18 protein-coding genes are annotated in these 18,160 nt (G+C 75.4%); 13 read left to right on the forward strand and 5 right to left on the reverse strand.

Annotated features, from left to right (window positions below):
* Positions 1–66 precede the first annotated feature (66 nt).
* On the forward strand, positions 67–930 hold the full coding sequence (locus DMP17_RS20865) for a helix-turn-helix transcriptional regulator (protein WP_337830363.1): 864 nt from the start codon (positions 67–69) through the stop codon (positions 928–930).
* A gap of 31 nt (positions 931–961) precedes the next feature.
* On the opposite strand, the gene DMP17_RS20870 is transcribed toward DMP17_RS20865, so the two are convergent.
* Genes DMP17_RS20870 through DMP17_RS20880 form a run of 3 tightly spaced genes read right to left on the reverse strand, consistent with a single transcriptional unit; the run spans position 962 to position 1,966 of the window.
* Entirely contained in the window at positions 962–1,378 is a 417-nt protein-coding gene (locus DMP17_RS20870) for an META domain-containing protein (RefSeq protein ID WP_226366875.1), read from the reverse strand.
* Entirely contained in the window at positions 1,362–1,730 is a 369-nt protein-coding gene (locus DMP17_RS20875) for a cupin domain-containing protein (RefSeq protein WP_226366876.1), read from the reverse strand. Before DMP17_RS20875 ends, DMP17_RS20870 begins: the two co-directional genes overlap by 17 nt.
* 17 nt (positions 1,731–1,747) lie before the next feature.
* Entirely contained in the window at positions 1,748–1,966 is a 219-nt protein-coding gene (locus tag DMP17_RS20880; RefSeq protein ID WP_337830364.1) for a hypothetical protein, read from the reverse strand.
* Between the two features lie 126 nt (positions 1,967–2,092).
* Between DMP17_RS20880 and DMP17_RS20885 the strand changes: the two genes are divergently transcribed.
* Positions 2,093–4,165 carry a copper-translocating P-type ATPase gene (locus DMP17_RS20885; protein WP_337830365.1) on the forward strand — a complete coding sequence of 691 codons (2,073 nt, stop codon included), beginning with the start codon at positions 2,093–2,095 and terminating at the stop codon, positions 4,163–4,165.
* Here the strand turns inward: DMP17_RS20885 and DMP17_RS20890 are convergent.
* Positions 4,158–5,171 carry a LacI family DNA-binding transcriptional regulator gene (locus DMP17_RS20890; protein ID WP_255656204.1) on the reverse strand — a complete coding sequence of 338 codons (1,014 nt, stop codon included), beginning with the start codon at positions 5,169–5,171 and terminating at the stop codon, positions 4,158–4,160. The genes DMP17_RS20885 and DMP17_RS20890 overlap by 8 nt on opposite strands.
* Before the next feature lie 84 nt (positions 5,172–5,255).
* Here DMP17_RS20890 and DMP17_RS20895 point away from each other — a divergent pair, with 84 nt between their 5' ends.
* The gene (locus tag DMP17_RS20895) at positions 5,256–6,908 is read left to right on the forward strand and encodes a glycoside hydrolase family 13 protein (RefSeq protein WP_337830366.1); all 1,653 of its coding nucleotides are present in this window, start codon (positions 5,256–5,258) and stop codon (positions 6,906–6,908) included.
* A gap of 64 nt (positions 6,909–6,972) precedes the next feature.
* On the opposite strand, the gene DMP17_RS20900 is transcribed toward DMP17_RS20895, so the two are convergent.
* On the reverse strand, positions 6,973–7,914 hold the full coding sequence (locus DMP17_RS20900; RefSeq protein WP_337830367.1) for an SDR family NAD(P)-dependent oxidoreductase: 942 nt from the start codon (positions 7,912–7,914) through the stop codon (positions 6,973–6,975).
* 176 nt (positions 7,915–8,090) lie between these two features.
* On the opposite strand from DMP17_RS20900, the gene DMP17_RS20905 reads away from it, so the two are divergent.
* The 10 genes from DMP17_RS20905 to DMP17_RS20950 all read left to right on the forward strand — a co-directional run bounded on the left by DMP17_RS20905 (position 8,091) and on the right by DMP17_RS20950 (position 18,111).
* The gene (locus DMP17_RS20905; RefSeq protein ID WP_226355458.1) at positions 8,091–8,669 is read left to right on the forward strand and encodes a TetR/AcrR family transcriptional regulator; all 579 of its coding nucleotides are present in this window, start codon (positions 8,091–8,093) and stop codon (positions 8,667–8,669) included.
* Positions 8,670–8,757: 88 nt separating this feature from the next.
* On the forward strand, positions 8,758–9,258 hold the full coding sequence (locus DMP17_RS20910) for a MarR family winged helix-turn-helix transcriptional regulator (protein WP_226366879.1): 501 nt from the start codon (positions 8,758–8,760) through the stop codon (positions 9,256–9,258).
* Between the two features lie 137 nt (positions 9,259–9,395).
* Positions 9,396–10,664 (forward strand): FAD-dependent monooxygenase, encoded by a 1,269-nt coding sequence (locus DMP17_RS20915; RefSeq protein WP_226366880.1) that lies wholly within the window; start codon positions 9,396–9,398, stop codon positions 10,662–10,664.
* A gap of 12 nt (positions 10,665–10,676) precedes the next feature.
* Positions 10,677–12,083: an MFS transporter gene (locus DMP17_RS20920; protein WP_226355455.1), complete on the forward strand. Its 1,407-nt coding sequence runs from the start codon at positions 10,677–10,679 to the stop codon at positions 12,081–12,083.
* Entirely contained in the window at positions 12,080–12,865 is a 786-nt protein-coding gene (locus DMP17_RS20925) for an FAD binding domain-containing protein (RefSeq protein ID WP_226355454.1), read from the forward strand. Before DMP17_RS20920 ends, DMP17_RS20925 begins: the two co-directional genes overlap by 4 nt.
* Positions 12,858–15,212: a xanthine dehydrogenase family protein molybdopterin-binding subunit gene (locus DMP17_RS20930; protein ID WP_337830368.1), complete on the forward strand. Its 2,355-nt coding sequence runs from the start codon at positions 12,858–12,860 to the stop codon at positions 15,210–15,212. The genes DMP17_RS20925 and DMP17_RS20930 overlap by 8 nt, the downstream gene beginning before the upstream one ends.
* The gene (locus DMP17_RS20935) at positions 15,209–15,793 is read left to right on the forward strand and encodes a (2Fe-2S)-binding protein (RefSeq protein ID WP_337830369.1); all 585 of its coding nucleotides are present in this window, start codon (positions 15,209–15,211) and stop codon (positions 15,791–15,793) included. Before DMP17_RS20930 ends, DMP17_RS20935 begins: the two co-directional genes overlap by 4 nt.
* Positions 15,790–16,443 carry an isochorismatase family protein gene (locus DMP17_RS20940; protein WP_337830370.1) on the forward strand — a complete coding sequence of 218 codons (654 nt, stop codon included), beginning with the start codon at positions 15,790–15,792 and terminating at the stop codon, positions 16,441–16,443. Before DMP17_RS20935 ends, DMP17_RS20940 begins: the two co-directional genes overlap by 4 nt.
* Complete coding sequence (locus DMP17_RS20945; RefSeq protein ID WP_337830371.1) at positions 16,440–17,297, forward strand: alpha/beta fold hydrolase; 858 nt, start codon at positions 16,440–16,442, stop codon at positions 17,295–17,297. The genes DMP17_RS20940 and DMP17_RS20945 overlap by 4 nt, the downstream gene beginning before the upstream one ends.
* Before the next feature lie 328 nt (positions 17,298–17,625).
* Complete coding sequence (locus DMP17_RS20950) at positions 17,626–18,111, forward strand: hypothetical protein (RefSeq protein WP_337830372.1); 486 nt, start codon at positions 17,626–17,628, stop codon at positions 18,109–18,111.
* The last annotated feature ends 49 nt before the right edge of the window (positions 18,112–18,160 follow it).

Genomic DNA, 18,160 nt, shown 5'->3' on the forward strand with positions numbered 1-18,160 from the left:
AGGCACGGCGTAGCCGGGGACCGGTCGTACCAGGCTGGGGACGGCCGGCGCGGGCATCCTGGAGCCGTGGACCGTACGGAGCTGGGACGGGTGCTGCGGACGTGGCGGGAGCGGCTGCGCCCGGCCGACGTCGGGCTGCCCGCGGGCTCCCGTCGCCGGACGCCGGGCCTGCGCCGGGAGGAGGTCGCCGCGCTCGCCGGGGTGGGCGTCGACCACCTGACGCGGATCGAGCAGGGCCGGGGCGCGCATCCGTCGGAGTCGGTGCTCGGCGCGCTGTCCCGGGCGCTGCGCCTGGACCGGGCCGAGGCCGAGCACCTGTACCGGCTGGCCGGGGCCGCCCCGCCGGGGCCGGGCCGGATCGGCCGCTCGGTGCGCCCCGCGGTGCTGCGGCTGCTGGACCGGTTCTCCGACCTGCCCGCGGTGCTGCTGAACGCCCGGATGGACGTCCTGGCCTGGAGCCCGCCCGCGACGGCGCTGCTGGGCGATCTGTCCGCGCTGCCGGAGGAGCGGCGCAACCTGTGGGTGCAGCACTTCCTCGACAGGGCCGACCGGGTCGTCGTCGCCGACGACGACGAGCGGGACCGCCGCGACCTCGCCCTGGTGTCCGACGCCCGCGCGGCGCTGGCCCGCCATCCCGGCGACCCGGAGCTGGCCGCGCTGGTGGACCGGCTGCGCCGCGGCAGCCCCCGGTTCGCGTCGCTGTGGGAGGAGCGCACGGTCGTCGAGCACCTCGACGACCGCAAGACCTTCGCCCACCCCGCGCTCGGCGCGCTCACCCTGGACTGCGTGCTGCTGCGCATCGACGACGACGACCAGCGCCTGCTCGTCTACTCCGCCACCCCCGGCTCACCCGACGCCGACGCGCTGGCCCTGCTGCGGGTGCTGGGCACCCAGGAGGTGGCCGCGCCGGTCGCCCCGCCCCGGCCCTGACCGGCCCGGTCCCGACCGCGCCGGGCCCCGGTCAGCGCACCAGCCGGACGGGGGCGCCCGCGGTTCCGTGCAGGAGCAGGTCCGGCCCGTCGGCCTCGGCGTGGACGGCCTCGGAGACCCAGCGGGCGACCGGCACGTTCTCGCAGGCGATCTCGGTGCTCGGGCCCGCCGTCGCGCGCAGCCCGCCGTCACCGTCGAGGGTCCAGTCGCCCCCCTGCCCGTTGCAGCCGTCCGAGCCGGTCCAGGTGCCGTCCGGGGCGAACTCGGCGAACGCCCGGCCCTGCGCGGCGCCGTCGGCGGGCAGCCAGCGCACGCCGGTGAGGTCGGCGGCGACGGCGGCCCGCGGCCCGGGGGCGCCGGCCCCGCCGGCCCCGGCCTGCGCACCGCAGCCGGCCAGGACCAGCGCCGCGAGCAGCGCGGGGGCCAGGAACCTACTGCTCGTCGTCACGGTGGGCGGCACCGATCTCGAAGGCGGGCAGGCAGACGGCCACGTACTCCGCGCCGTCGGGGCCGGGCGAGCTGTAGCGCACCCACTCCCCCGGCGCGGTGTGCACGGCCTGCCCGGCGGCGACGTCGAGCTCCCCGCCGTCGAACTCGACCCGCAGCGCGCCGCGCAGGACCAGGGTGTACTCGTCGAACTCCGGGGTCTGGCCGGGCTCGGCCCAGCCCGACGGGCTGCGCATGTGGGCGACCGAGACCCGGCCGTCGCCGGAGTTCACCCGCCCGACGTACTCGTCGATGGTCTTCGGCGGGGTCCCGGCGGCGGTGACCCGGCTGGCGTTCTCGATCAGCTTCGGCACGGCACCATCCTGCCGCCTCAGCGCTCGGCGGGCGGCCGGGGTGCGGGCAGCGCCGGTGCGGGGCGCCCGTCCACCGGCTCGGCGGGGAACGGTCCGCCGTGCGCGGACAGGTCGATGCACACCGACCAGGCGTGCGGCAGGACGAGCACCGTCTGGTCGGCACCGGGCCGCATCGGGTGCCGGTAGTGCGCGGCGACCCAGCTGCGGTTGCGCCAGTGCCCCTCGACCCGGACCACGCCGACCACCTCCCGTGGTGTCCCCGCGGGACGACCACGACGGTACCCCGCGCGGCCCGTCGACCGGGAATACCCTGGGGGGGTATATGCGCTGCAGCGGGCGTCCACGACGTCGGGAGGTAGACGATGCACGACGGGCCACGGGCGGCCTCCGCCCCGCAGGAGCACGGGACGCACCTCGGCGGCGCCCCCGGGACCCACGGCGGCCACGCCGGGCACGGCGGCCACACGGGACACGGGCATGCGGGCCACGCGGCGGTGTTCCGGGACCGGTTCGTCGTCGCGCTGGTGCTCGCCGTCCCCGTCGTCGGGTTCAGCGCGATGACCGGGATGCTGCTCGGGTACTCGCCCCCGGCGTGGTCGGCGTGGATCCCCCCGGTGCTCGGCACCGTGATCCTCTTCTGGCCGGGGTGGCCGTTCCTGTCCGGCGCCGTCGCCGAGATCCGGGCGCGCCGGCCCGGGATGATGCTGCTCATCGGCATGGCCGTGGGCGTGGCGTGGGTGGCGAGCATGCTGAGCTCGCTCGGCGTCGGCGGGCTGGACTTCTGGTGGGAGCTGGCGCTGCTGGTCGTGATCATGCTGCTCGGGCACTGGCTCGAGATGCGTGCGCTCGGGCAGGCGTCCGGGGCCCTCGACGCGCTGGCCGCGCTGCTGCCCGACACCGCCGAGCGGGTCGGCGCCGACGGCACGGTCGGCACGGTCGCACCGGCCGACCTGACCGTCGGCGACGTCGTGCTGGTCCGGTCGGGCGCCCGGGTGCCCGCCGACGGCACGGTCGTCGACGGTGCCACCGAGGTGGACGAGTCGATGATCACCGGCGAGTCCCGGCCGGTCCCGCGCGGTACCGGCGACCGGGTGGTGGCGGGCACCGTCGCCACCGACTCGGCGCTGCGGGTCCGGGTCGACGCCGTCGGCGAGGACACGGCGCTGTCGGGCATCCGCCGCCTGGTGAAGAGCGCGCAGGGTTCTCGCTCCCGGGCCCAGGCACTCGCCGACCGCGCGGCGGCGCTGCTGTTCTGGTTCGCCGCGGGTGCCGGGGTGGCGACCTTCGCCGCGTGGACGCTGCTCGGCGACACCGCGCAGGCGGTCACCCGCACCGTCACCGTGCTCGTCATCGCCTGCCCGCACGCGCTCGGGCTGGCGATCCCGCTGGTCATCGCGATCTCGACGGCCCGCGCGGCACGCTCCGGGGTGCTGGTCACCGACCGGCTCGCGCTGGAGCGCACCCGCACCGTCGACACCGTGCTGTTCGACAAGACCGGCACGCTCACCACCGGCAGCCCGCGGGTCGTCGGGACCGCGGGCGCTACGGACACCCTGGCCCTGGCCGCCGCCGTCGAGGCCGACAGCGAGCACCCGCTGGCCCGCGCCGTCGTCGCCGCGGCGGACGGGCGGGCCGTCCCGGCCGCACACGGGTTCCGCTCGCACACCGGACGCGGGGTGTCCGCCACCGTCGACGGGCGGCCGGTCTCCGTCGGGGGTCCGGCGCTGCTGCGCGAGCGTGATCTCGACGTGCCCGCCGAGCTGACCGGCGACGTGCGCCGGTGGAGCGACGACGGCGCCACCGTGCTGTACGTGGTGGCCGGTGCGGATCCCGGCGAGGTGGTGGGCGCGCTCGCCCTCGCCGACGCGGTCCGCCCGGAGTCCCGGGCCGCGGTGGACGCCCTGCACGCCCGCGGTGTACGGGTCGTGATGCTCACCGGTGACGCGCGCCCGGTGGCCGAGGCGGTCGCCCGCGACCTGGGCGTCGACGAGGTGGTCGCCGAGGTGCTGCCCGAGGGCAAGGACGAGGCGGTGGCCCGGCTCCAGGGCCGCGGCGCGGTCGTCGCGATGGTCGGCGACGGCGTGAACGACGCCCCGGCGCTGGCCCGGGCCGACGTCGGGATCGCGATCGGGGCCGGCACCGACGTCGCCGTCGCCTCGGCCGGGGTCGTCCTCGCCTCCTCCGACCCGCGCGGGGTGCTGTCGGTGATCGCGCTGTCCCGCGCCGGGTACCGGAAGATGCTGCAGAACCTGTGGTGGGCGGCCGGCTACAACCTGGTCTCGGTGCCGCTCGCGGCCGGGGTGCTCGCCCCGGTCGGGTTCGTGCTCCCGCCCGCGGTCGGCGCGCTGCTGATGAGCCTGTCCACGGTCGTCGTCGCGCTCAACGCGCAGCTGCTGCGCCGGGTGGAGCTGCGCCCGGACCGGCTGGTCAGCTGACCCGGGGTGGCGCCGTCGTCGCCCGGACCACCAGCCGGGTCGGGACCTCGACGTCGCCGGGGACGTCCCCGCCCAGTGCGGCGAGCAGTGCCCGGGCGGCGAGCTCGCCCTGGCGGCGGACCGGCTGGGCGACCGTGGTGAGCTCGGCGACGGCGGCCGAGTCGTGGTCGTCGAACCCGACCACCGACACCTGGCCCGGCACCGTCACGCCGGCGCGGCGCAGGGTGCGCAGCACGCCGACGGCGAGCTCGTCGGACATCGCGAACACCGCGGTCGGCATCACCGGGAGGGAGAGCAGCTCGGCGGCCGCGGCGTCGCCGTCGGTCACCCCGGCCCCCGTGGCGACGACGGGGCCGCGGGGCCGCCCGGCCTCGGCGTGCGCGTCGGCCCAGCCGTCGCGCCGGTCGGTCGTCGTGGCGCGGCCGTTGGCCTCGTCGGGGTCGAACGACACCAGCGCGACGCCGCGGTGGCCGAGCCCGAGCAGGTGCCGGACGGCGGTCCGGGCACCGGCGCGGTCGTCGATGCCGATCCGCGGCCGTCCCGGCATGTCCCCGCCGAGCACGACGACCGGGATCCCCAGCGCGTCCAGCGCCGCGGCCTCGGTGGTGTCGATCGCCGAGGCGACGACGATCAGCCCGTCGGCGCGCCCGCGCACCGGCAGCGTCGCGAAGAAGTGCGCCCGCGCGTCCGGGTCGCCGAGGTTGTGGAGCTGGGTGACGTGCCCGGCCGCGGACAGCACGCCCTCCACCCCGGCGACGGCCTCGGCGAAGAACCAGCGGGTCGGGAAGCGGGCGAGCACGGCGACGGTCAGCGGCCGGACGGGGACGGAGTAGCCGAGGGAGGCCGCCGCCCGGCGTACGCGTTCGCGGGTGTCGTGCGAGACGGGGGTGCCCTCGCGCAGGGCGCGCGACACCGTCGCCGGGGAGACCCCGGCGAGTTCGGCGACCCGCCGGACACCCACCCGGCGTACGACCTCGCGCACCGGCTCGTCCGTCACGGGGGTCATCGTGCCCGCGCCTCGACAGCGGTTGCAACCGGATGAAACACTCTGCAACACCGCCCCGCCCCACGATCCGTACCCGGGAGCATCATGTCCGTGCACGAGCAGGACTGGTGGCGCAACGCCGTCGTCTACCAGGTCTACATCCGCAGCTTCGCCGACGGGAACGGCGACGGGACCGGTGACCTCGCCGGTCTGCGCAGCAGGCTCGACCATCTCGCCCGCCTGGGCGTCGACGCGATCTGGATCAACCCCTGGTACCCGTCGCCGCTGGCCGACGGCGGCTACGACGTGGCCGACTACCGCGCGATCAACCCGATGTTCGGCGACACCGCGCAGGCCGAGGCCCTGATCGCCGAGGCGCACGCGCGCGACATCCGGGTGCTGCTCGACATCGTCCCGAACCACCACTCCGACGAGCACGTGTGGTTCCGGCAGGCGCTGGCCGCGGGCCCCGGCTCGCCCGAGCGCGAGCGCTACCTCTTCCGTGACGGCCGCGGCGAGAGCGGTGAGCTCCCGCCGAACAACTGGGAGTCGATGTTCGGCGGGCCCGCGTGGGAACGGGTCGTCTCCCCCGACGGGACGCCGGAGCAGTGGTACCTGCACCTGTTCGACATCCGGCAGCCGGACGTGAACTGGGAGCACCCGGAGGTCCGCGCCGACTTCGAGGAGACCCTGCGCTTCTGGTTCGACCGGGGCGTGGACGGGTTCCGCGTCGACGTCGCGAACTCGATGGTGAAGGAGCCCGGGCTGCCCGACATCGTGAAGGGCGTCAACGACGCCCAGGACGGCGGCCACCCCTACCTCGACCGCGACGGCGTGCACGACATCTTCCGGTCGTGGCGCCGGATCGGCGACACCTACGACCCGCCGCGGGTGTTCGTCGCCGAGGCCTGGGTGCCGGACCCGCAGCGCCTGGCCCGCTACCTGCGCCCGGACGAGCTGCAGACCGCGTTCAGCTTCAACTTCCTCACCGCGGCCTGGCTGGCCGACGACCTGCGCGCCAACATCGACGACGCGATCGCCGAGAACACCCGGGTCGGCGCGCCGGCGACCTGGGTGCTGTCCAACCACGACGTCTGCCGGCACCCGAGCCGGCTGGCCCGCAAGCCCGAGGCCGGGCGCGGCTGGAACCTCGACGACGTGCTCGCCCTGCCCGCCGACCCCGAGCTCGGCCTGCGCCGGGCTCGCGCGGCGACGCTGCTGATGCTCGCGCTGCCCGGCACCGCGTACCTGTACCAGGGCGAGGAGCTCGGGCTGCCCGAGGTCGAGGACATCCCGACCGACCGTCTCGACGACCCGACCTGGGAGCTGTCCGGGCACACGCTGCGCGGCCGCGACGGCTGCCGCGTCCCGCTGCCCTGGGCCGCGGGCGAGCCCGGCTTCGGGTTCGGCCCGTCCGGGACGCCGTGGCTGCCGCAGCCCGACGTGTTCGCCCGGCACGCGGCCGACGTGCAGGAGGCCGACCCGGACTCGGTGCTGCACCTCTACCGGGACGCCCTGGCGATCCGCCGCGCGCACCCCGCGCTCGGCGGCGGCGCGCTGACCTGGCAGGAGTCGCCGGAGGGCACGCTGGCGCTGGCCCGCACCTCGGACTCCGGCGACGGCGGCTTCACCTGCCTGGTGAACGTCTCCTCGGCGCCGGTGTCGCTGCCCGAGGACGCCGAGGTGATGCTGTCCAGCGGCCCGCTCACCGCCCGCGGCGAGGTCCCCGCCGACACCGCGGTGTGGCTGCGTCACTGACCGGCGCCACCGGCCGGTCCGCGGCGGCCGGGCCGGGCGGACGCCCGGTCCGGCCGCCGGCGGCTCAGGCCACGATCGGCAGCCCGGCGAACCAGACCTCGCGCAGCGTGCGCTCGGTCCAGCGCCAGACCCGCCGTGCCGCGACCGGGTCGAGCGCGTGCGTGGCGACCCCGCCCGCCACGCCCGGCCCGGCCGGTCCCGCCTCCGCGAGCCCGGCGAAGTAGCGCCCGCTGATCCCCCCGACCAGCGGCGACGCCGCGGCCAGCACGACCGTGGCGGCCCCCTGCTCGGGGTCGGTCCCCACCGGGCCGGGGTCGGCGGCGTTCACCGCGATCCCGTCGCCCGACCAGCGGCGCGCGGCCTCGACCGCGTGCAGCAGCGCCGCACTGCGGGACCGGGCGTGGGCGAGGTGGGCGTCGTAGCGCTCGTCGGAGAAGTGCGGGTCCTCCGGGTCGAACGCCGCGTCCCGGTGGGCGGCGGAGGTCACGGTGACCACCCGCGCGCCGTCGACCGCGGTGAGCGCCCAGTGCAGCCCCGAGGTGAGCGACGCCGGCCCGAGGTGGTTGACGGCCAGGTGCAGCTCCCATTCGTCGACGGTGCGGGTCAGCGGGGCACCGGTGACGGCCGCGGCGTGCACGAGCATGTGCAGCGGGCCGTCCCACAGGCGCACGAAGCGGGCGATGGAGCGCTGGTCGGACAGGTCGAGCTCGCCGACGGCGACGCGCTCGTTGCCGGTGTCGGCGACGATGCCGTCGCGGGCGGCGGCACCGGCCTCGGCGTCGCGCACGGCGAGGGTGACCTCGGCCCCGGCGGCGGCCAGTGCGCGGGCGGCCGCGAGGCCGACCCCGGTGGTCGCACCGGTGACGACGGCGCGCCGGCCGGTGAGGTCGACGCCGGCGAGCACGTCGGAGGCGGTGGTCCCGGCCGGTGCGGCCGGCAGGACGGCACGGGAGGTGCCGGTGGTGGACAGCGGACGGGATCGGTCGGTCGTGGAGCGGAACAGCATGGCGTGATCCCTTCTGAGCACCGGGTACGCGGTCGGTGACGTCGTCGTTGCGTCGCCGTGTCCCCGGGGACAAGTAAACGGAGGATCCTCCGTATGACTCGGGACTCTATCCGGAGCATCCTCCGGATCGCAAGACGTATCGTGGGATCGTCAGTCCCACCCGAGGAGGCACCGTCATGGGCACCAGCACACGTTCCGGCCTGCGTGCGGACGCCGCACGCAACCGTGAGCTGCTGCTGGCCGCGGCCGTGCGCGCGTTCACCGCGGAGAGCCGTGGCGGCCCCGCCACGACCCTCGACGGCATCGCGAAGGACGCCGGCGTCGGCATCGGCACGCTCTACCGGCACTTCCCGAACCGGGACTCCCTGGTCGAGGCCGTGTACCGCAACGAGCTCGACCGCCTCTGCGCCGCGGCCGAGGAGCTGCGCACCGAGCTGCCCGCGGACCGGGCGCTGCGGGCCTGGATGGACCGCTTCGTCGACTACGTGATCACCAAGAAGCACCTCGCGGACTCGCTGCACGCACTCGTCGCCTGCGGGCACAACCCGTTCGCGCAGAGCCGCGAGCGGATGGTCGAGGCGGTCCGCCTGCTCCAGAAGGCGGGCATCGCCGACGGCACCCTGCGTGACGACGTCGACGCCGCGGACGTGCTCGTCGGCACCAGCGGGATCTGCATGGCCGTCGCCGACCCGCAGGGCCGCGAGCAGGCCGGACGCCTGCTGGACCTGCTCGTCGACGGCCTGCGCCCGCGCTGAGCCCCGGCCCGGCCACCCCGGGTGATCGTCCGGACACGTAGGATCTCCCGCGGACGAGGGCCCCGGCCCGGACGAGCACGGAGGCATGATGGGTGAGCTGTTGCGGCGCGGAACAGGCGTCGCACCCGCTCCCCCGGCCGACCTCGTCGCCGCCCCCGGCTACGGCGCGCGCCGGATGTACCAGGCCTACCTCGCCGCCTGGAGCCGCCACGTCGACCCGGTGCTGACCGGCCCGCAGTTCGCCGTGCTCTCGGCGATCCGTGCCTACCCGGAGTCCGACCAGAGCTCGCTGGCCGGCGCCGTCGCCCTGGACACCTCGACGATGGCCGACGTCTGCCGCCGGATGGAGCGCCGCGGACTGATCGAGCGCACCGAGTCCCCCCGCGACGCCCGGCGCAAGATCCTCTCCCTCACCGACGACGGCGCGGCCGCCCTCGCCGAGGTCACCCGCCGGACCCGGCGCCTGGACGCGGAGCTGCTGGCCGCGGTGCCCGAGGACCGGCGCTCGGAGATCGCCGGTCTGCTGAACACCCTCGGCGCCCACTGGGAGGCGGTCGCGGAGCGGACGTCGTTGCCCGACAACGACTGAGTCCCGGCCGCCCGGGTTACGTCCCGGTTTCCCTTCCGGGTCGTTCGCACGAAAACCTTGCGTATCCGGATAGTACGTGCTCGGATTACTTCTCGTGCGGGCCACGTCACAGGCCCGGCGGACGCGAGGAGGTAGTCGTGGCACCCAGCCAGTCCCTGGAGATCACGGTCACGGGCGGCGGTCTCGGCGGGCTGACCGCCGCACTGGCCCTGCGCCGTCAGGGCTTCCGGGCCACCGTGCTGGAGGCCGCGCCGCAGCTCGGCGAGGTCGGTGCCGGCATCCAGACCGCCCCCAACGCCAGCCGGATCCTGTTCGGCCTGGGGCTGCGCCGGTCGCTGGAGCGGATCCACACCGCCCCGCAGGACCAGGTGCGCCGCCGCTGGGCCGACGGCTCGATCATCGCCCAGCTCCCGCTCGGGCAGCAGGTCGTCGACACCTACGGCGCCCCGTACTGGCACTACCACCGCGCCGACCTGCACCGGATCCTGCTCGAGGCCTGCCTCGACGCGGACGGCCCCGGCCCCGCGGTCACCGTGCACACCGACGCGAAGGTCGTCGAGCTCGACCGCACCGACCCGGAGCGCCCGGTCGCGGTCACCGCGCGCGGGCTGCGCGTCGCGGGCGACGTGCTGGTCGGCGCGGACGGAATCCGGTCCGGTGTCCGCGACCTCGCCGGGTTCGACGACACCCTCGTCTTCTCCGGCGAGATGGCCTACCGCGCCCTGATCCCCGGCGAGCTGATCGCCGCGGACCCGGCGACCCGGTTCCTGCTCGACCGCTACCACTCCACGATCTGGTACGGCCCCGGCAAGCACCTGGTGCACTACATGATCCGCCGCGGCGAGTACCTCAACGTCGTCGCGATCGTCCCCTGCACCGAGCAGGTCGAGCGCGACTGGAGCGCCCCGGCGACCGCCGAGGACCTCGTCGCCGACTTCGCCGACTGGGACGACCGCGTTCCGGCGATGCTGTCCAAGGCCAAGGACGACGTCTCGGTGTGGGCGCTCTACCGCCGCCGCCGCGACCCGGTCTGGATCGACGGCCGGGTCGCCCTGCTCGGCGACGCCTGCCACGCGATGCTCCCCTACCAGGCCCAGGGCGCCTCCCAGGCGATGGAGGACGCCGCCGTGCTGGCCGAGGAGCTCGGCGCGGTCGGCCGCGGCGGGATCGACACCGCGCTCGCCCGCTACGTGCAGCGCCGCGCCAAGCACGCGGGCGTCGTGCAGGACGCCTCGCTGCAGAACATGGACTTCTACCACCTGCCCGACGGCCCCGAGCAGCGCGAACGCGACGAGAAGCTGCGCCGCTTCCAGGGCGAGTCCGACGTGTCGTACGACTGGCTGTGGCGGGGCTCCCCGCTGAACGACCCGGACGACGAGTCCGTCACCTACCCCTTCGCCCGATAGAGGAGCACCGACATGCGTACCGGAGACCAGGTCGTCCAGGACCTGCCCTGGCGCTGGGGCGTCCAGGGGAAGATCTTCCTCATCGGCGGCCTCGGCTACATGTTCGACGCCTGGGACGTCGCCCTCAACGGCTTCCTCACCCCGCTGCTCGGCGTCGAGTTCGACCTCTCGACCGGCCAGCGCGGCCTCGTCGCGACGGCCAACCTCATCGGCATGGCCGTCGGCGCCGTCGCGTTCGGCACGATCGCCGACCGGATGGGCCGCAAGCGGGTCTTCAGCATCACCCTGCTGATCTTCGCCCTGTTCTCGGTGCTCGGCGCCTTCTCCCCCAGCTGGGAGATCTTCCTGGCGCTGCGCTTCCTGGCCGGCATCGGGCTCGGCGGCTGCATCCCGGTCGACTACGCGATCGTCAGCGAGTTCTCACCCCGGAAGTACCGGGGCAAGGTGCTCGCCGCGATGGACGGCTGGTGGCCGATCGGCACCACCCTCGCCGGGCTCTCGGCGACGCTGCTCGTGCCGGTCGAGGGCAACTGGCGCTGGATGCTCGCGCTGATGGTGCTGCCCGCGCTGCTGCTGTTCTGGATCCGCCGCGGTGTCCCGGAGTCCCCGATCTACCTGGCCCGCACCGGCCGCGAGGCCGAGGCCCGCACCGTCATCGACGACATGGTCCGCCGCACCGGCGCCCCGGTGGAGCAGTACGCGATCACCGCCGCCGCACCGGAGCCGACCACCTCGCGCCGCCGTGGTCTCGGCGCACTGGGCGAGCAGCTGAAGATGGTGTGGGCGTTCAACCCGCGCATCACCGGCGTCGCCTGGTCGCTGTTCATCACCGTCATGGTCGTCTACTACGCCGCGCTGTCCTGGATGCCGTCGATCCTGCGCGCCCAGGGCATGGGCGAGGTCGCCGCGTTCGCGTCCACCACCGTCATGAACGCGGTCGGCATCCTCGGTGTCATCACCTCGGTGCTGCTGGTCGAGGTCGTCGGCCGCAAGTGGGTCATCGGCGTCGCCGGTCCGTGCGCCGCGCTGTCGCTGGTCGTGTTCTCGCTGGTCATGGGCTCGCCGACGGCGGCGGTCGCGATGATCGCGGTGTTCGGGTTCTTCGCCCTGGTCGTCATCCCGGTCATGTACGCCTACGTCTCCGAGCTCTACCCGACCGAGCTGCGGGCCTCGGGCTTCGGCTGGGCGTCGTCGTCGAGCCGGGCGGTCACCGGGTTCGTCCCGCTGATCTTCGGCAGCCTGCTGTGGCCGGTGCTCGGCCTGCCGCTGACCTTCACGCTGATGGCGCTGCTGGTCTTCGCCGCCGTGACCTTCATGGCCCTCGGCGCCCCCGAGACGCGGGGCCGCGAGCTGGACCGCATCACCGGCGACGAACAGACGCTCGACGCGCCGGCCGTGGAGCGGGTGGAGAAGGCGTGAAGCCCGCCGCGTTCACCTACCACCGGGCGTCGTCGGTGCGCGGGGCGGTCGACCTGCTGACCGAGCTGGCCGACGACGAGCCCAAGCTGCTCGCCGGCGGGCAGAGCCTGGTCGCGATGATGAACTACCGGATGGCCCGGCCCGGGCACCTGATCGACCTCACCCACGTGCCGGGCCTGGCCGGCATCCACCACGCCGACGGGGCGCTCCGGATCGGCGCGCTCACCACCCACCGGGCCGTCGAGCGGGCCGACCTCGGGCCGGACTTCGCGGTCCTGTCGGCCGCGATGCGCTGGGTCGGGCACCTGCCGATCCGCACCCGCGGCACCGTCGGCGGGTCGATCGCGCACGGCGACGCCACCGCCGAGTGGTGCCTGCTGGCGGTGCTGCTCGACGCCGTGGTCGTCGCCGAGGGGCCGGGCGGGCGCCGTGAGGTCCGGGCCCGGGAGTTCTTCCTCGGCCCGTTCACCACCGCCCTGGACCCCGACGAGGTGATCGTGGAGATCGTCTTCCCCCGTCCCGCGCCGCGCGCGGCGCTCACCGAGTACGCCGACCGCCGTGGCGACTTCGCCGTCGTCGCGGCGGGGGCGGACCTGGACACCGGTGAGGTCGTGCTCGGCGGGGTCGGCGCCGTCCCGGTGCTGGTGCCCGACGCCGGCACGCCGGACGAGGTCGCCGACGGTCTGGAGCTGCGCGACGAGGCCGGGATCCCCGCGGGATACCGCCGCGGGCTGGTCCGCACCCTCGTCGCCCGGGCCCGGGAGGAGGCCGCCCGTGGCTGAGCCCGGATTCCGCCGCGACGGCAGCTGGGTCGGCGCGTCCGTCCCGCGCCGGGAGGACCCGCGGCTGCTCACCGGACGCGGCCGCTTCGTCGACGACATCACCCTGCCTCGGATGCTGCACGCGGCGTTCGTGCGCAGCACCGAGGCGCACGCCCGGGTGGTCGACGTCGACCTGTCCGAGGTCCGGCAGGTGCCCGGCGTCGTCGCCGCGTTCGACGCCGCCGACCTCGCCCTCGGCGACATCACCGCGCTCCTCGACCGGCCCGTCGAGGAATTCGTCCCCACCTCGATGCCCGTGCTGGCCGGCGACAAGGTCCGCTACGTCGGCGAGCCGCTCGCGATCGTGATCGCCACCGACCCCTACGCCGCCGAGGACGGAGTGGAGGCCGCCGTCGTCGAGCTCGACCCGCTCGACCCGGTGGTGACCGAGGCCGCCGCGCTGGCCGCGGCCGGTCCCCCGGTGCACGACGAGGCCCCCGGCAACGTGCTCGTCGACGTGTCGCTGTTCGCCACCGAGGGCATCGACGGCATCTTCGACGAGGCGCACACGGTGGTCACCGTGGAGGCCCGCACCGGGCGGCAGAACGCGCTGCCGCTGGAGACCCGCGGCGTCGTCGCCGACTGGGACGACCGCGACGAGCAGCTCGTGGTGCGCACCTGCACCCAGGTCCCGCACCAGGTCCGCACGGTCCTGGCCCGCTGCGCCGGGCTCGACGAGAAGCAGGTCCGGGTCGTCGTGCCGGACATGGGCGGCGGGTTCGGGCAGAAGTGCGTCGTCGGCCGGGAGGAGATCGCCGCCGCGGCCGCCGCGCGGCGCCTCCGCCGTCCGGTGAAGTGGATCGAGGACCGGCGCGAGGCGCTGACCGCGAGCTTCCTGGCCCGCGAGCAGCACTACACCGCCCGCGCCGCGTTCACCGCCGACGGGGAGATCCTCGCCCTGGAGTCCGACGTCGTCTGCGACATGGGCGCCTACTCCTGCTACCCGTTCACGGCCGGGATCGAGCCGCTGATGGCCTCGGCGGAGATGCCCGGCGTCTACCGGGTCCCCGCCTACCGGGTGCGCGGGCGCGCGGTCACCACGAACAAGGCGCCGACCGCGCCGTACCGCGGGGTGTCCCGGCCGCAGTACGTGATGGTGATGGAGCGGCTGATGGAGCGCGCCGCCCGCGAGCTCGGGCTCGACGCGCTGGAGGTCCGCCGGCGCAACCTGATCACCGAGTTCCCCTACCGCGGGGTCAACGCCATCACCTACGACCCGGGCTCCTACCGGGAGTCGCTGGACCTGTGCGAGCAGGTGCTGCGCGACGAGGGCTGGCCCGGGCGCACCCTGCCCGACGGCCGGGTGCTGGGCATCGGCTACTCCTGCTTCTCCGAGCGCACCGGCTACGGCTCCGGCGCGTTCGCGGCACGGAAGATGCAGGTCGTCCCCGGGTTCGACCTGTCCCAGATCACGATGGACCTCGACGGCACGGTCACCGTCACCACCGGCACGCTGTCGCACGGCCAGAGCCACGAGACGACCTTCGCCCAGATCGTCGCCGACCGGCTCGGCCTGCCCTACGACAAGGTCAAGATCGTCCAGGGCGACACCGACCGGATCACCTACGGCTGGGGCTCGTTCGCGTCCCGCTCGGTGACGATCGGCGGGTCCGCGGCGGCCGCGGCGGCGGTGAAGCTGGGCGACCAGCTGCGTGCGCTGGCCGCCCACCTGGCCGACGCCGACGTGGACTCGGCCGAGCTCGACGGCCGCGGCGGGGTGCGCGCCGGGGACCGCACGTTCTCCTACGCCGAGCTGGCCGACGTCGCCTACCTGCGCGCGCACCTGCTGCCCAAGGAGGTCGGGCCGGGCCTGACCGCGACGGCGAGCTTCGACGTCGGCGGCGACGGCACGTTCTCCAACGCCACCCACGGCTGCGTCGTCGCGCTCGACCCGGGCACCGGCGGCGTGGAGATCCTGCGCTACGTCTGCGTCGAGGACTGCGGCGTCGCCATCCACCCGCGCGTCGTCGAGGGGCAGGCCCGCGGCGGCATCGCCCAGGGCATCGCCGGGGCGCTGTTCGAGCAGGTCGTCTACGACGAGCTCGGCCAGCCCCTCGCGCCGAGCTTCATGGAGTACAAGGTCCCGACCGCCGCGGAGATCCCGGACGTGCGCATCGAGCACCTCGAGACGCCGTGCGCGTTCACCGCCGACGGCGCGAAGGGTGCGGGCGAGGGCGGCACCATCGGCGCGCCCGCGGCCGTGCTCAACGCCGTCAACGACGCGCTGCGCCCCACCGGCGTCGAGCTGGACTCCACCCCACTGTCGCGCGCGGACCTGTTCGCCGCGCTGAACCGGGAGGCACCGTGACCGACATCCAGCTGGTCGAGCTGACCGTCAACGGGGAGCGTCACGAGCTGGCGATCCCGCCGCGCCGCACGCTGGCCGACGTGCTCCGCCACGACCTGGGGCTGACCGGCACCCACGTCGGCTGTGAGCACGGCATCTGCGGGGCGTGCACCGTGCTCGTCGACGACGCGCCCGCCCGCGCCTGCCTGCTGTTCGCCGTGCAGGTGGAGAACTCCGCGATCCGCACGGTCGAGTCGCTGTCCGGTCCCGACGGCGAGCTGTCGGACCTGCAGCAGTGCTTCGGTGAGCACCACGGGCTGCAGTGCGGGTTCTGCACGCCCGGGTTCCTGATGCTGGCCGAGGGCTACCTCGCCGAGGAGCCCGACGCGAGCCGCGAGGAGATCCGCGAGGTCGTGGCGTCGAACCTGTGCCGGTGCACCGGCTACCAGACCATCGTCGACGCCGTGGAGGACTGCGCGGGCCGCCGCCGCGCCGCGCTGCAGTCCGCACTGGACTCCGCTCCCCTGTCCGCAGCGCAGCCCGCAGCGCAGTCCGCCCCGCAGTCCGCCCCGCAGTCCGCACTGGACGGAGCATCCGCATGAGCCCGCACCCCACCGGTCTGCACGGGGCCGGTACCGACGCGACCTACGCGACCGCCGGGTTCGGCGCCGCCGCCCGGCGCGGGACCCGGCCCGCGGTCGTCGTCGTGGACCTGACGGTCGGGTTCACCGACCCCGCGCTGCCCACCGGCAGCGAGCTGTCCGAGGTCGTCGCGGCGACCTCGACGCTGGTCGAGGCGGCCCGCACCCTCGGCGCGCCGGTGGTGTGGACGACGATCGCCTACACCCCCGCCGAGCTCGACACCCTGCCCTGGCTGGTGAAGGCGCCCGGCATGCGCTCGCTCGTCGAGGGCTCGGCCGCCGTCGGCTTCGACCCCCGGCTCGACGTCCGCGGCACCGACCACACCCTCACCAAGAAGGGCGCGTCGGCGTTCTTCGACACCGGGCTCGCGACCCTGCTGCGGTCGTCCGGTGTGGACACCGTTCTCGTGTGCGGGGCCACCACCTCGGGCTGCGTCCGCGCGACCGCCGTCGACGCCGTCCAGTCCGGGTTCGGCGTGCTGGTGCCGCGCGACTGCGTCGGCGACCGCGCGGCCGGGCCGCACGAGGCGAACCTGTTCGACATCCACGCGAAGTACGGCGACGTGGTCGGTCTCGACGACGCGCTCGCCTACCTGAAGGGACTCCTGTGACCGTCACGTCCACCCTGGTCCGGCAGGTCCGCCAGGACGCGCTCGCCGACCTCGCCGACGTCCCCGCCGTGTCCCGCTGGGTCCGGCACGGCGACCTGGCGCTGCACTCCCTCGACTACGGCGGCGACGGCGCCCCCGTCCTGGTCCTGCCCGGCATCACCAGCCCCGCGGTGACGATGGACTTCGTCGCCCGCGAGCTCGTCGACCTGTGCCGCCCGGTGGTGCTCGACGTCCGCGGCCGCGGGCTGTCCGACACCGGGGACTCGTGGACCCTCGACGACTACGCCGGCGACGCACTGGCCGTTCTCGACGCGCTGGACCTCGGCCCCGACACCATCCTGTTCGGGCACTCGATGGGCGCCCGGATCGCCGCCGTCGCCGCGACGCGACGGCCGGTCGGCGGCGCCGTGCTCGTCGACCCGCCGCTGTCCGGCCCCGGCCGCGCGCCGTATCCGACGACGCTGGAGGCGTTCCTGGGTCAGCTGCACGAGGCGCAGCGCGGCACCGACGCCGACGGGGTGGCCCGGTCCTGGCCGCGCTGGCCACGCCGCGAGCAGGAGCTGCGCGCGCGCTGGCTCTCCTCCTGCGACGAGGCCGCGATCGCCGCGACGCACGCCGGGTTCGAGTCCGAGGACTTCTTCGACGCGTGGCCGCACGTCCCGGCGCCGGTGACCCTGCTGTACGGCGCGGACTCCCCCGTCGTGCCCGCGTCCGGAGTCGCCGAGATCGCCGCCGCCCGGCCCGACGCGCGGCTCGTCGCCGTCCCGGACGCCGGGCACATGGTGTTCTGGGACAACCCGGCCGAGGCGCTGGAGCTGCTGCGCGGGGCGCTGGGCGGCCCGGCCCGGGGCTGACCCGCTCCGGGCCCGGCCGCTGCCCCGGGCTGCGATTCGGGGCACACCGGTGCCGAACCGCCGGTACCGAACCGCCGGCGGCGAACCGCCGGTGCCAGGCCACTGGTGCCGGGCCGCTGGTGCCGAACCGCCGGTGCCGGGCCGCTGGTGCCGGGCCGCTGGTGCCGAACCGCCGGTGCCGAACCGCCGGTGCCGAACCGCTGGTGCCCGTCCGGCTGCCACGGGGTCGGCCGGCGCCGTTCGACGACCCGGGCCGCCGGGCCGGAGCGGCGGGGCGGAGCGGCGGGGCGGAGCGGCGGGGCGGATCGGACGGGCCTACCGTCGCGGTGTGCAACCGTGTCCGCGCCCGACCACCTCCCTGCTGCGGGCGGCCACCCTGCTGGTGGCCGCCCTGCTCCTCGCCGGCTGCTCCGCCGACCGCCCCGCCGCCTCGTCGGCGAAGGACACCCAGCCCTGGCCGGGACAGACCGCCTCGGAGCGCGTCGGCGCCCCGGGGCTGGAGGCGCTGCGGACCAAGTTCCGCTTCTACGCCCAGGACCCCTGCTGGTCGAGCGACCCGGCGAAGGTCTTCCCGCGCTGCGGCCGGTTCACCACCGAGATCCGCAACGCCCTGCCCCAGGTCCGCCAGGACGCACCCGCCGCGGCCGCGCAGGCCGACCTCGTCGGGAAGGCGCTGGACGACTTCGCCGCGAAGGGCTGCCAGGCCGACCCGGGCACCCTCGCCGAGAGCGACGCCGCGGTCTGCGGCCCGGCCTTCCGCGCGGTCCAGGAGACCGCCCAGGGCATGGCGACGGCCGCCGGCGCCGGGACCTGAGGGCCCCTGCCCGTCCATGATCACCGGTTGTGGAGCCAGGAGTGCGCTC

The organism is Pseudonocardia sp. TMWB2A, from assembly GCF_017312135.1.